Below are 14,744 nucleotides of genomic sequence, written 5' to 3' on the forward strand. Positions count from 1 at the left end.
GTTGGGTTAGATACAACAATTATACCAGAAAGAGGGGGGTCATTGCTTTTTTTGTTAAAAGTAGCTACAATCCTTGCAATAGCAGGGTTTTAAATAAATAAAACAAAGATAGTGTTTACACTATCATATCGAAAGGGGAGATTCTTATATGAAAAATTGTATTGTCGCGCAATCAGGAGGTCCAACTGCCGTAATAAATGCTAGTGCTATAGGAGTACTAGATGCAAATATTAGTTCTAAATATTATGATAATGTTTATGCTGGCATAAACGGAATACAAGGTATTTTAAACAAACATATTGTAAACCTATCCAAACTTACCCATGATGAGGTTAAAGGTTTAAAATATACACCTTCATCTGGTCTTGGTTCTTGCAGATATAAATTAAAACCATCTGAAGAAAATGCTCAGGAGTATATAAAACTATTTGAAATATTAGAAGAATATGAAATTAAGACTTTCTTCTATATCGGAGGTAATGATTCTCAAGATACTGTTCATAAATTTAGTGTTTACGCAAAACAACATAATAAAGATGTAAAATTCATTGGTATTCCTAAAACTATAGATAATGATTTACCAATTATGGATCATACACCCGGCTTTGGTAGTGCAGCAAAATTAATTGCTACATCTGTTCTTGAAAACTTCCTAGACGCAAGCGTGTATCCTGCTAAAGGAGTCTTCATCCTTGAAACAATGGGTCGTGATACTGGATGGCTCGCAGCTAGTGCTTGCGTTGCAACAATAAACGGCAAACCTGCTGCTGATTTTATATATCTTCCAGAAGTAGCTTTTGACACTGAGAAATTTTTAAAAGATGTAAAGAAAAAACTTACAGAGAAAAACCATGTTTTCGTAGTAGTATCTGAAGGTATCAGAACTAAAGAAGGTAAATTCCTAGGGGAACTAGAAGGTACAGGTCTTGATAAATTTGGACACGCTCAACTTGGTGGTGTTTGTTCCAACCTTAAAAATTTAATTTTATCTACTGACACTGCTCAGAAAGTAAGAGTTTTAGAACTTTCTACCATTCAACGTTGCTCTATGCACTGTGCATCCCAAACAGATATTGATGAGGCATATGAAGTAGGTAAAGCTGCTGCCGATTACTCAATTGATGGAATAAGCGGATACATGATAGGTATAAAAAGACTATCGAATTTGCCTTATAAATCTGAGCCTTTTGCACTTGAAGCTGTAAAGGTTGCAAATAACATTAAATACTTCCCTAAAGAATGGATTAATGCGCAAGGTAATAATGTTACTAAACAGGCATACGAATACACTCTACCATTAATAATTGGTGAGCCAAAAATAGAAATAGAAAATGGTCTTCCAAAATATACATTTTTAGAGGAATCATTTGAGTTATAGGTCAGAAATTTAAATATAGCCAAATAATGCACAGTGTTCTACGAATTTTTTTCGTAGAGCACTGTGCATTCAATATTAAGACAATGGATTTTCATTACCATATTTAAAATAAATTAATGAATTCAAAAATCTTTGGTATTTACTAATTTCAGAGCTAACTTCACGTCCTCTAAATACTACAATTGATATAACTTCCCATAAAAATACCCAACCACCTATATTAAATCCTTGTTGAATAGTCCCTAAAACTATATTATCACCAATAACTGTACTTAAAAAAACAGAAACTGCTAGCAAACTAAATGAAGATAATAGATATTTGAATAACCTACGATAATTTTCCTTTAAGGTTTTAATTTCTTGATGCAAGTAGAAGGAGTAATAGGTTTTAATACCCCCAATTAAAACTTCTTCACGACTAACATCTTTCTCTTCTTTAGGCAAATAAAAACATATATCTACTCCGTGTTTGGCTGGAATCTCCTCAAAACAATTTTCAAGAAAAATTGCTAAATCCGGATCCATGTCTCTTTTTTTAAAAGGAGCACGATCCCATTCATTAAATATATCAGTATATTTATCTATAGCTACTTGTATAACGTAATTTCCAGTAATACTGTTTTTCTCGTAAATTTTTTGAAGATAATCACTTTTTTTCGGTTTCATGGTTTTTCCCTTCCACTTAGTACTCATGCTCTGCAATACATTTTGCATTTTATCAACCCTTCATAACCAATTCAGTTATGTTTTATTATACAACTCTTAGCCAAAATAGCCAAGTAGCACCATTCTAGATAGTTTACCAATTATTGAATCTATTCATGCTATACTCTAGTTATCGCATACGTCCTCATGTTTAGACTAACATTTTACAAATATTAGAAATAGAATCCTTTTTATTCCTAATATTAAATCATCTCCTTGGTCGCTGAAATGTCGTTAAAAGCTGTAGAAGGTACCTAAATACCAATTTAAAATTTTTTCTCCCCAAATCATCATAATAAATGTCGCCGTTATAATAGATGGACCAAAAGGCATTTCTGATCTACCATTTTTCTTTTTAAATTTTAATAAATAAATGCCAATAATTCCACCAATCATAAAAGAAAAGAACACCATAGCAAATGTTAATTTAAATCCTAAAAACAGGCCGCAAAGCCCACAAATTTCTACATCTCCCCAACCCATACCTTCTGTTTTAAGAATAAGTTTTGACATTAAAATAATAAAAGTTATAATACCTGCGCCTAATAATCCACCATACAAGTAGGTTACCACTGGTTCTCCTATGTAAAAATTAGCTCCTAAGAGCACAAAACCCATAGCAATTGCAACCCATGTCGTAGTTGTGTATACCTCCATAGTATCATAATCTATCATAGCTATAACTATTAAAAATGGTATAAGAACCAAAAATCGTAGAAGGTAAATACCTATTCCATATTGAAAATAAGTTAATAAAAAAAGTATACCTGTCATTAGTTCCACCAGTGTATATCTACTAGATATTTTTTCACCACAGTTTCTACATTTCCCTCTTAAAATAACCCAGCTAAGCACTGGAATAAGATCATAATGTTTAATATCGTTACCACAAGAAGTGCAATGAGACGAAGGATATACTATATTCTCCCCTCTTGGAATTCTATATATGCATACATTTAAAAAGCTACCTATTAATAGTCCAAAAATAAAAATATATATAACAAAGATAAATTGCACGGTTAAATCCCCCCTTAAACTTTCTTTCTACTTAGATATAATAGAGCATTGTTTATATATATTAAAGTTGTTTTATATAAACTGTAACTCTATTGTATTTATTTCCATTATTACTTTAACATATTTAGGGGAATTATAATATCAAAAATATTTATAAACTTTGGATAAACGAATAAATAAGATTACTAAATTACATATTATTCGGGTGGATAGGTCCCACTCTGTGTAGGGTACAAAACATAATCTACTCCTACGGCATCCGCACCAGTGTGAACATAAACCTCAACATTGTCACTACTATCAATTTTAACATAAAACTCACCGCTACTAACCGCCTTAACGGAAGGAGTCACCTGAATATACGATTTTATTTCGTCTCCCACAGAATGTCCATTGGCATAAGTTGATTTGGTTATACCCTCTTTATAAATAAGTGTATTTGTTGTATCTCCAATAACTCTTGCACTGGCAATATCAGCCTTTATTTTAGCATCCTTTTGTATTCCGCTAAACTTAGGCACCGCAATTGCTGTTAAAATCCCAATAATCGAAATAACAATTATAAGCTCGATCAGAGTAAACCCCTTTTTTTTCATACTTTTTAACATGTTTTGTTTTAAAATTTTTTTTGAAATAGTCGCCATAAAAATACTCCTCCTTAAGCTATTTAAAATTTATATATCTCAATTATTGCCAAGAAAGAGTGTTTCTTATTCAATATATTTCTATTATTGCTTTACAAAGAGTTTTATAAAATCAAATTTCTTATAATCAAATAACCCTCTAGATGTAATTTTAACTTCAGGTATTACAGGAAGCGACATAAACGATAAACTAATAAAAGGATCATATTCTTCACGTACGCCAAACCCCCTAGCAATTCGACTCAGCCTATTTAGATGCTCTGCAACTAAATACGGCGATTCAAATGTCATTATTCCTGCAATAGGTAAACTGAGCTGCGCTATAACCTTTCCGCCAGACACCATAGCTATTCCTCCACCAATAGAAACAAGCGTATTAACCGCTACCTCCATATCATTATCATTGTCCCCAACTACTATGACATTATGAGAATCATGGGCAATTGTTTGTGCTATTGAGCAATGCTTTAATCCTAATCCTTCTATAAATCCGACAAAATATTTACCTGTATTATGATGTCTTTCAATTACCGCTATTTTTAATATATCTTTTTCTACCATCCTCTTTATATATCCAAGCTTGCTTTCTATTTTCCTATGCACTAATTTAGTTTCAAGGGAACTCGGAATTAATTTTATTACATTTACAATTGAGGCTTTACTTTCAATCTTAAAAATTTTACTATCAATAAAATCCATATGCATAGAAGATTTAACATTTATTCTAACTTGTTTTTTATCAGGTACTTCTTTATATTCTTTACCATCTTTAATAACTTTTATTATATTTAGTGCCTTTAAGCTTTCAAATAATACTAAATCTGCTTTATATCCTGGGGCTATAGCTCCTCTATCCTTTAAATCATAACATTTAGCTGCATTATGTGACGCCATTATATATGCTTTTATAGGATTAAGTCCTTGTTTTATAGAAATCCTGATACAGTTATCTATAGATCCAATATCGAGTAAATCATCTATATGCTTATCATCAGTGCAAAATAAAAATCTTGTGAAATTACGATTATTAACAGCTGGAAGTAGGGCCTTTAGATTTCTTGCAGCAGATCCCTCTCTGAGCATTACGTACATTCCTCTGCTAACTTTTAGTAATGCCTCCTTTACAGTGGTACTTTCATGATCAGTTTTTATCCCACAGCTTAAGCATGCGTTAAGCTCCTTCGGTGATATATTAGAGCAGTGACCATCAATATGCATATTTCTTGCCACATCTATTTTTTTTAATATACTCTCATCATTATTTACAACTGCAGGCACATCCATTACTTCGCCAAGACCTAAAACTTTACCATTATTAATTAATTCTTCTAAATCCTCAGCTTTAAGCACATATCCACTGTCCTCAAATTTTGTAGCTGGAACACAAGATGGTAACATGAAATATATATCTATTGGCGCTTCCTTACTATTATCTATCATTAAATTAACGCCATTCATTCCGCAAACGTTCGCGATTTCATGTGGATCAGCTATTACTGTAGTTACACCTTTTTTAATTACTATTTCTCCAAATCGTTCGGGCATAATCATGGATGATTCTATGTGTACATGTGCATCAATGAAGCCCGGGGTCACATATAGATTCGAGCAATCTATTTGAACCACCCCCGTGTACTGTCCAATTCCTATAATAGTATCTCCAGTTATTGCAATATCCCCTTTATCTATACTCTCTGTAAACACATTTATAAAATTTGCATTCTTTAGAACCAAATCCGCCTTAATTCTACCCATAGCCGAATCAATGTTTTTTTTAGCCTGCTCCATATACTTCCCACCTCATTTTTAAATAATATCATTATATTAAATTATTATGTCTACACTAAATTGTTATCCTTATATTAAATTATTACATAATGCGCTTTAGTATTCCTTTTTGATAAGTTAATTATAAATTTTTTAACGACATTTCAGCTCCGAAGGAGATGATTTAACAAATAAAAAAAACACAGCTATTGCTGTGTTATATTTTCCTCTGTTTTTAAACCTATTCTATTGTACCAATCAACATAAATATAGAATAAACTAACAACATCCTGTTGATTATATAGAAGTATTTTTTCTTTTTTCTCTGGAGGCATTCTATTTATATAATCATTATCTTTTACTATTTTACCAAAGGTTTTAGCTAGATTAGATCCACTTATTACTTCACTTTCGCGGTCAATTTCAAATATCTTTTCTAAAGCTTTAAGACCAATACATTTACCCTCAGATTTTTCATAACATTTTTGTAAATCTATTTCTTCAAAATACCCCTCTAATATGAAATCAATTTTATGGGCTTTTAATAAATAGTTTATAACTGTAAAATCATTATTCCCTGAAAATGTAATAATATATTTCTTATTATATTTCATTTTCATTTCTTCAAAATAATCTTTAGCTAAAGATAATATTTGTATTGCATCTTTTTTATTTTCTGCCATATATTGAGTAACCTTTATTTCATTAGTTATTTCGTCATAATAGCAACACCCAAAAACTCCAATACATATGGGCTTCTTATAAATATAATGCTCTAAATCAAAAAATAATGCATCTTTAAATATTTGTTTATTTCCATTTATGTCATATGAACCGTCCGTTGAAATTTCCCCTACTTTAACACTACTAAATTTTGTAATCACAATATCACTCTTTCCTACTAAGTTTTCTAAAAATAAAACACATTAATTTGAAAATTTATACTTATCTAATTTAAAACACTGATATACATATGTTATCACATTTCTACTATTATTTGAAAGCATTTTGATAAATTTAATAAATTATCCGTTTGTTTTATATTGACACTAATAAATAACCATGTTAAAATGATATTGAGAATTATTTTCATTGAGGAGTGATTGTTATAAGCATTTATGATTTAAAGCCAGGAGACAAAGCATTTATTCATTCAGTTTGCGGCGATGATAAGTTTGCAAAAAGATTACTCGCATTAGGTTTCATTGAAGGCACTGAAGTTAAATTAGTAGCTGCAGCCCCTCTAGGCGACCCTCTAATTGTAAATTTACGTGGTTTTAATTTAGCTATTAGAAAAAATGACGCTAAAAACATATATATTAAAAAATCATACTTATAGTCTGAGAACATAACAAGGAGGTCTTAAATGATTACTGCTGCTTTACTAGGTAATCCTAATGTTGGTAAAACAACTCTATTTAACGCACTAACGGGTTCTAACCAATACGTAGGTAATTGGGCTGGAGTAACAGTAGAAAAAAAAGAAGGTTTTATTGATAATGAAATTAAAATTGTTGATTTACCTGGCATTTATGCTATGGACACTTATTCAAACGAAGAAAAAGTTTCCAAAGAATTCCTAGAAACCGGAAAAGTTGATGTAATTATAAACATTGTTGATGCGTCAAGCCTTGATAGGAATTTATACCTTACAACTCAATTAAAACAATTTAATAAACCTATAATTTTGGTACTCAACATGGTGGACGTAGCAATATTTAAAGGAATAGATATTAATTTCAACCTTTTAGCCGAAAAATTAGGCGTAACCATAATACCTATAATAGCTTCAAAAGGTAAAGGTATTTCTGATGTTCACAATTGCCTCCTAAAAAAAGATTACATAACTTCTTCTTTAAATACTTTAAAGTTTAAAGATGAAAAAGAAACTTATGCATACATTGAAGACTTATTAAAATCTTGCATTAATAAAAAAGTAACTAATAAAACCACTGTTTCCGAGAAAATAGATAAAATCGTTCTTAATAAAATAATTGCATACCCGCTATTTTTTATAAGTTTATTTATAATATTTATGTTTACATTTAATTGGGTTGGACAACCTTTAGCTGATATACTAGATAGTTTACTTAATGATTATTTTGTTCCATTTTTAACTGATTTACTTGCAAGCAACAGCGTTTGGTTTTCTTCACTACTAATCGATGGTATCATAGGCGGAGTTGGTTCCGTAATAGTTTTTTTACCAGTTATCCTTGCACTATTTTTAGGTATTTCATTTTTAGAAGACAGTGGATACATGGCAAGAGCTGCTTTTATAATGGATAAACTAATGAGAAAAATGGGTTTATCAGGTAAAGCTTTTATACCCCTAATTGTTGGTTTCGGTTGCTCTGTTCCTGCAATAATGTCTGCTAGAACTCTAGAGAGTGATAAAGACAGGAAATTAACAGCACTTTTAGTGCCACTTATGTCTTGTAATGCTAGGCTTCCAGTTTATGCATTATTTGCATCAGTATTTTTCCCAGGCAACGAAACGGTCATGGTATTTTCATTATATTTAATGGGAATTGGTTTAGCTTTTGGAATTGGTCTTTTATTTAAAAATACCTTGTTTAAAAAGAATGAAGAACCTTTTATTATAGAATTACCTGAATATAAATTACCACAACCAATAGTTTTATTAAAACATACTTGGGATAAAGGAAAAGGATTTTTGAAGAAAGCTGGTACTATAATATTCTCAATTTCCGTAATAGTATGGTTTTTATCAAATTTTAATACTTCAGGTATGGTTGATATAAATATTAGTTTTTTAGCTAGTATTGGTAGATTTATAAACCCAATATTTATTCCACTTGGATTTGCTACATGGCAGAATTCAGTAGCCCTATTAACTGGCCTTATGGCTAAGGAAGTTGTTGTTGGTACAATGGGCGTTATATATAGTGGAAATTTGCAACATGCTTTATCTAACTATTTCTCTCCATTATCTGCTTACAGTTTTTTAGTTTTTGTATTATTATACACTCCTTGTGTATCAGTAATCGCTACTATGAAAAAAGAATATGGAAATAAAATGGCGATTTTTTCTGTATCCTATCAGTTAATATTAGCCTGGGTAGTTTCTTTTATAATATTTAATGTAGGTAGTCTTTTCATAGGGTAAAAAAATATAATTAGTATAAACTATAAAGAGGTGATGCTAGCATGGAATTTATTATAGTTGGTGTGATTGTTATTGCTGCAGGATATATTTTGTACACCAATATAAAAAAGCGAGCAAAAGGTGATTGCGGTTGTGGAACTGGCTGTAAAGGCTGTACTCATGAATGTGATACAACGCACCAAGATAAAATTAAATAAAAAGTAGCATCAAGATATATAAATATACCTTGATGCTACTTTTTTATATGTTAACTATACGCTAGTTTACTTTTATAAAACAACTTTATAATAGTTGACTATTAATTCTTTTTAATGGTTCATTTGTGTTCCTATTATTTTTCATAAGAGCTTTTTGTTTTTTAGCTAATTTTTCTTTTCTCTTAAGATCTAAATCATTTTGAATAATATTCATCACATTAAATATTTTAGGTAAATTAACAACATCTTCATAATTATGAAGCATAAGAATTTCCTTTAATTTTTCATCATGTTTTTCAAGATATTCATTATAAAGTTCAACCCATATAGCTCCGTTTATCTCATCTTTTCTATTGATGCCAATAAACTGCTCTACACTTTTTAGACTACAATTTTTAATTCCCATTTTTTTATGAAAAGGTCTTATAAACTTATACAAATCTATATGTTCCCTAGGCATTCTAAACCCAAGATCATATCTATACATCTTTCTAATTATGAAAGGTTCATCAAAGGCAGTGCCATTATATGAACACCATGTTTTAAACCTAGCCATAGTTTTTTTTAGTTCTTTCAAAATACTCTCTTCTTCGCTTGGCGATTCTGCAAAATATTGAACAATTTTGAATTCATCTTTGTTTATGTAATACCCTAAAGATATTAATACTATTTTATCATATTCCAAATCAAAACCTGTAGCTTCAATGTCTAAATATGCAATAGCGTCCATCTTAAATTTACTAAAAATCTCTCTGGGCATGACAACCTTAATTTGATATTCTTTGATATACATAGTTCCCCCTAATCTATAAAAAAAGAAAAGCATACATTACGTAGCAAATGTGTTTCTTTTTGCAACGTAATCTTAAACAAGTTTTACATTTTTCTATAATACAATAATACATTAAAACCCGCGTTATTGCAAATCGAACAATAACACGGCTCTATGTAAATATTGGGTGTACTCTACATTCTATCTACAACTTCTATTCCTATAAGGTTTAATGCGTTCTTAATTACTTGACATGTTGCTTCTACCATTTTAATTTTAGCTTGTTTATTAGATTCATCTTCCAAATTAGCTATATTGTGTTGATTATAGAATTTATTAAAAGCCTTAGCTACTTCAATAACATACCTTGTAACCATAGATGGCTCTAATTTATCAATGGCGTACAATATTGAGTTTTGGAAACCTTCTAACTGCTTTACAAGCTCAAATTCTTCTTTAGAACTTAATTTATTATAATCTAGTACTACATGATTTGTAGATTTATCACTATTTTCTGCAACTTTTCTTAATATACTTTTTGCTCTTGCATAAGTATATTGAACATAAGGACCTGTTTCTCCATCAAAACTAAGCATTTCTTCCCAATTGAAAACAATATCTCTTTCTCTATGATTTTTCAAATAAGTGAATATAATAGCACCTATTCCTACTTTTTTAGCTACATCTTCCTTATTTTCTAAATCAGGATTTTTCTCGTTTATTATTTCAAGAGTTTTAGCAACTGCTTGATTTAATAACTCATCAAGGAATATAACATCGCCTTTTCTTGTAGATAATTTTTTATCTGCAAATCTTACTGTTCCAAAAGCTACATGTTTACAATCATCTGCCCACTCGTTACCCATAAGTTTTAAAGTAGTAAATACTTGATTAAAATGAAGAGATTGATCTTTTCCAACTACATAAATGTTTTTATAAAAATCATAAGTTTTCTTTCTGTAAGTAGCTGCTGCTAAATCACGAGTTGCATAAATTGTAGCTCCATCTGATTTTTTGATTATGCAAGGTGGCATATTGTATTCATCAAGCATTACAACCTTAGCTCCATTACTCTCAACAAGTAATCCCTTTTTCTCTATATCTTGAATTACATCATCCATCTTGTCACAGTAAAAACTTTCTCCAGCATAAGAATCAAATTTAACATTTAATGTATCATAAAGTTTTTTAAATTCTACAAGACTTAAATCTCTAAATTTAGTCCAAAGTCTAACTTCCTCAGCTGACCCATCTTCTAAATTTTTAAAGTAGATTTTCGCTTGTTCGTTAAGTGTTGGGTCAATATCAGCCTCATCATGAAATTTAACATAAATTCTTAATAATTCTTTTATAGGTTCTTTAGCTAGTGCTTCCTCATCTACCCAGTTTTTATAAGCATATATAAGCTTGCCAAATTGCGTTCCCCAGTCTCCAAGATGATTAATACCAGTACAATTATACCCTTCAAAAGAAAGTATCTTATATAGTGAGCTACCTATAACTGTAGTAAATAAATGACCTACATGAAATGGTTTTGCTATATTAGGTGATGAATATTCTACTACAATATTCTTACCTTCACCGATTTTTGATGAACCATAAGAATCTCCTTCTTCTAATATTTTTTCTACTGTATCTTTAATAAAAACTCCCTTATCTAAGAAAAAATTTAAGTAAGGTCCGAAACACTCTATTTTTTCAAAGCCATCTTTTTCAATCTTTTCTTTTAAATCGCTCGCTATCATATTAGGTGCTTTTTTCATAATTTTTGATAACTGGAAACACGGAAAAGCAAACTCTCCCATCTCAGGTTTTGGTGGTATTTCAATTAGGCTCTCTATAGTTTCTATGTCTAAATCCACCAATTGTTTAATCCTCTGTGCAACTATTTTTTTATAATCCATAAAAATTCCCTCCTGTGTCCGTTTGGGGTAGTTAACAATTATTAATTGTTAGCCCTCCTGTGGGCGTTTGGGGTAAAACAATCATTAATTGTTCCCCACTACTTTGCATTATTTTATAATATAACAAAAACCCGTCTCTAATTAAAGAGACGGGTTATATTTCCGCGGTACCACTCTAGTTGACTATAAAGTCCACTCATTATTTTAACGCTAGTTAGCGGCGTGCCCTATAAGAGTCAGAAATTTTCTTCTAACCAGTTGAGGCAGCTTCTCCAAGGTTCTTTTCCTAAAATTAATATAACATTAATTTTGTTAAATGATCCGTCATTTAACTTCCTATATCCTATAAGGCTTACACTCTATCCTTACTCGCTTTAAGATTAATAAGAAAGTACTGTCCTTTTCACAGAATTTATTCATTATACATTCACTCTATAATACACTAAATTATATCATCACTTACAGATATTTGTCAAATTTATTAATTTTTAAAATTCACAATTGAAAAATGTTATTTATCTTTAATAACTTCCTTGAATTTTCCCAAATCACTTATAGGCTGTTTACAATTATAATTTTCACAAATATAAGCAGTTGCTATTCCATTCAATGCTTTCTGTGCTTTTAACTCGGGATTAATAGAATTTAATGTCTCTTCACCAGTATTTATTACAACTGTGGCAAAAGGGAGATAATTACTATTAATTTCTTTAATCATAGCTTTGGTATCATTATTCTCCTTTTCCCCTACAATAATAATATCCTTTCCTGTGACATTGCTATATAATAAAGCCGTCATAAAATAAGCATGGGCACTTTCTATAGTTTTAACCTTTGAAGCAAAAGCTTTAAATTGACTATATGCCTCTTTATCAAGTTCACTATTAGCACTGAGCCTTGCAAGCCTAAGCATATTTAAAGTAGCTACTGAATTACCTGAAGGCATTGCACCATCATATATATCTTTTGGCCTAACAATTAGCTGTTCACCGTCAATTCCATATAAAAATAATCCACCTTTCTTTTCATCTTTAAACACGTTAATCATATTAATATTAAGCTCTAAAGCTTTACTTAAATACTTCACGTTAAATGTAGCTTCATATAATTCAATTAAAGCATGAATCGTGAATGCATAATCATCCAAATACCCTAGATGGGCTACATTACCATCTCTGTATCTAGCCATTAGTCTTCCTTTATCATTAATCATATTTGTTAAGATAAAGTCCATAGCTTTTTGTGCTTCATCTATATAATGGCTGTCACTAAAAACTCTTCCACCATATGCTAGTGCTGCAATCATAAGCCCATTCCAGGAGGTTAATATCTTATCATCCTTATATGGATGAATTCTCTTTTCTCTGTAATCAAATAATTTTTGTCTCATTTTTTCTAACTCGCGCTCTAAATCTTTGTCTACCATAGATCTACTATTTTTACCGATGAGATTTGGAATGTTTCTCCCTTCGAAATTACCAATATTCGTTATATCATAATGTTCACAATAAATCTTATAAGACTTTTCACCTAATACTGAGGCAACCTCTTCTGTCGTTAATAAATAAAACTTACCCTCGATGCCTTCACTATCTGCATCCTCTGCGGAGTAAAAAGCCCCCTCACTGGATGTCATATCCCTTAATATATAAGTGAAGATCTTTTGTGCAACTTCCTTGTAGAATGTTTTACCTGTAGCTTCAAAAGCCTCAATATATACAGATGCTAATAACGAATTATCATACAACATTTTCTCGAAGTGAGGTACTAGCCATTTTTGATCTGTGGAATACCTTGAGAATCCAAATCCAATATGATCAAAAATCCCACCCGCGTACATTGCCTCTAAAGTTTTTTCAACCATCTCTAATGCGTAAGGTTCATTATAATTTTTCCAATATCTTAATAAAAATTGCAAGTTATGAGGTGATGGAAACTTAGGAGATTTTCCGAAACCGCCATAATCCTCATCGAACACATTCTTAAAGCTATTATAGGCATTATGTATCTCATCCACGCCAAGTTCTTCGCCTAACTCTACAGAATTACTTTTGGTATCCATGCTCTTTATATGTGCTACTATTTTTTCACTTGATTGTAAAATATTTTCTCTTTCTTCAATCCATTGCTGACCTAACGAACTAAGTACATCCATTATCCCTGGCGTGCCACGTCTGCTTTCTTTAGGAAAATAAGTACCTGCATAAAACGGCTTCTTATCTGGAGTCATAAAAATAGTTAAAGGCCATCCACCACTCCCCGTTAAAGCTTGACATACAGTCATATAAATACTATCTACATCAGGGCGTTCTTCCCTATCTACCTTTATCGCAACAAAATATTTATTTAGAATAGCTGCTACCTCTTCATCTTCAAATGATTCTTTTTCCATTACATGACACCAATGACACGTAGAATAGCCGATTGAAAGAAAGATTGGTTTATCTTCTGATTTTGCCTTTGCAAAGGCTTCTTCTCCCCATGGATTCCAATTAACTGGATTATATGCATGTTGCAGAAGGTATGGAGACTTTTCATTAATTAGTTTGTTAGGTTTTCTGTTTTCTTTAATAGTATCGGGATTAGTCATAGCTACAACAACTCCTTATAAATATGTATTAACAATATTATACCCAAGGTAACTACTTTAAGTCTCTAAATATAAACAGTAAGTATATAAGATTTATAAAAGAATATTACATATAAATTTTCTTATCAAGTAACTTTTGTACTCTAAAATAGTTTTTGTTGCACCGCAGTTACCAATTTGGAATTAGCTGTTTTATCCTCAATAGTATCCATTAGTTCATTTGCAATATTTAAGCTTGTAAGTCTCATGATATTTTCATCTTCATTTTTGTAACTTAAAAAGTTGATATTTCCATACCAAACTGTTTTTTGCTAACAAAATATCGTTACTAAATACGGTTAAAAAATTATCATTATTATATATTGAATTTATTGTCTCCAAAGGTGTGCTATCGCTTTTAGCAGAATAACCTATTTGAGCATAACCACTTAAACTATAAGATTTCCAAGTCCGCCTTTTGGCATAGTATCCTGATTAGGAAATAATCTATCATATGATTTGAATTTACTTTCATTTTTATTTCAATAAGAAATTAAGATTTTATTATTTGCATAACAAAGTGTCCATGCTCAGGCCTTAACTAATAAAATTGAACTATACAATTATGAAATTATGAGAATTTAAAGCAGCTAATCAGAGT

General features: G+C 30.7%; 12 protein-coding genes and 1 pseudogene. 4 read left to right on the forward strand and 9 right to left on the reverse strand.

The window, feature by feature from the left end; genetic code table 11:
* The first annotated feature begins 148 nt into the window (after positions 1-148).
* Positions 149-1,378, forward strand: a complete 1,230-nt coding sequence (locus tag ACREVX_RS14710; RefSeq protein WP_431544973.1) for a 6-phosphofructokinase — start codon at positions 149-151, stop codon at positions 1,376-1,378.
* 75 nt (positions 1,379-1,453) lie between these two features.
* On the opposite strand, the gene ACREVX_RS14715 is transcribed toward ACREVX_RS14710, so the two are convergent.
* From ACREVX_RS14715 to ACREVX_RS14735, 5 genes are all read right to left on the reverse strand, one after another.
* Positions 1,454-2,044 carry a hypothetical protein gene (locus ACREVX_RS14715; protein ID WP_431544974.1) on the reverse strand — a complete coding sequence of 197 codons (591 nt, stop codon included), beginning with the start codon at positions 2,042-2,044 and terminating at the stop codon, positions 1,454-1,456.
* 273 nt (positions 2,045-2,317) lie between these two features.
* A complete protein-coding gene (locus tag ACREVX_RS14720) occupies positions 2,318-3,100 on the reverse strand; it encodes a prepilin peptidase (protein WP_431544975.1) in 783 nt (260 codons plus the stop codon).
* 197 nt (positions 3,101-3,297) lie between these two features.
* Positions 3,298-3,744, reverse strand: coding sequence for a prepilin-type N-terminal cleavage/methylation domain-containing protein (locus ACREVX_RS14725; RefSeq protein WP_431544976.1), 447 nt, complete (start codon positions 3,742-3,744; stop codon positions 3,298-3,300).
* Between the two features lie 84 nt (positions 3,745-3,828).
* Positions 3,829-5,532, reverse strand: coding sequence for an adenine deaminase (gene ade, locus ACREVX_RS14730; protein WP_431544977.1), 1,704 nt, complete (start codon positions 5,530-5,532; stop codon positions 3,829-3,831).
* A 185-nt stretch (positions 5,533-5,717) separates the two neighbouring features.
* Entirely contained in the window at positions 5,718-6,395 is a 678-nt protein-coding gene (locus ACREVX_RS14735; RefSeq protein WP_431544978.1) for a ribonuclease H-like domain-containing protein, read from the reverse strand.
* 224 nt (positions 6,396-6,619) lie between these two features.
* Here ACREVX_RS14735 and ACREVX_RS14740 point away from each other — a divergent pair, with 224 nt between their 5' ends.
* The 3 genes from ACREVX_RS14740 to ACREVX_RS14750 are packed head-to-tail and all read left to right on the forward strand — an operon-like array spanning position 6,620 to position 8,838.
* Entirely contained in the window at positions 6,620-6,850 is a 231-nt protein-coding gene (locus ACREVX_RS14740; RefSeq protein WP_431545056.1) for a FeoA family protein, read from the forward strand.
* A 27-nt stretch (positions 6,851-6,877) separates the two neighbouring features.
* Positions 6,878-8,641, forward strand: coding sequence for a ferrous iron transport protein B (gene feoB, locus ACREVX_RS14745; protein WP_431544979.1), 1,764 nt, complete (start codon positions 6,878-6,880; stop codon positions 8,639-8,641).
* Positions 8,642-8,682: 41 nt separating this feature from the next.
* Complete coding sequence (locus ACREVX_RS14750) at positions 8,683-8,838, forward strand: FeoB-associated Cys-rich membrane protein (RefSeq protein WP_431544980.1); 156 nt, start codon at positions 8,683-8,685, stop codon at positions 8,836-8,838.
* An 85-nt stretch (positions 8,839-8,923) separates the two neighbouring features.
* Here ACREVX_RS14750 and ACREVX_RS14755 read toward each other — a convergent pair whose 3' ends face one another.
* The 4 genes and pseudogenes from ACREVX_RS14755 to ACREVX_RS14770 all read right to left on the reverse strand — a co-directional run.
* On the reverse strand, positions 8,924-9,631 hold the full coding sequence (locus ACREVX_RS14755; RefSeq protein ID WP_431544981.1) for a ribonuclease H-like domain-containing protein: 708 nt from the start codon (positions 9,629-9,631) through the stop codon (positions 8,924-8,926).
* Between the two features lie 173 nt (positions 9,632-9,804).
* Positions 9,805-11,514, reverse strand: a complete 1,710-nt coding sequence (argS, locus tag ACREVX_RS14760; protein WP_431544982.1) for an arginine--tRNA ligase — start codon at positions 11,512-11,514, stop codon at positions 9,805-9,807.
* Between the two features lie 511 nt (positions 11,515-12,025).
* Positions 12,026-14,104, reverse strand: coding sequence for a thioredoxin domain-containing protein (locus ACREVX_RS14765; protein ID WP_431544983.1), 2,079 nt, complete (start codon positions 14,102-14,104; stop codon positions 12,026-12,028).
* Positions 14,105-14,532: 428 nt separating this feature from the next.
* Positions 14,533-14,610 (reverse strand): annotated as a pseudogene (locus ACREVX_RS14770) (TOTE conflict system archaeo-eukaryotic primase domain-containing protein); the annotation flags it as partial.
* Between the last annotated feature and the right edge of the window lie 134 nt (positions 14,611-14,744).

Source organism: Clostridium sp. (genome assembly GCF_050717545.1).
Classification (GTDB): Bacteria; Bacillota; Clostridia; order Clostridiales; family Clostridiaceae; genus Clostridium_AD.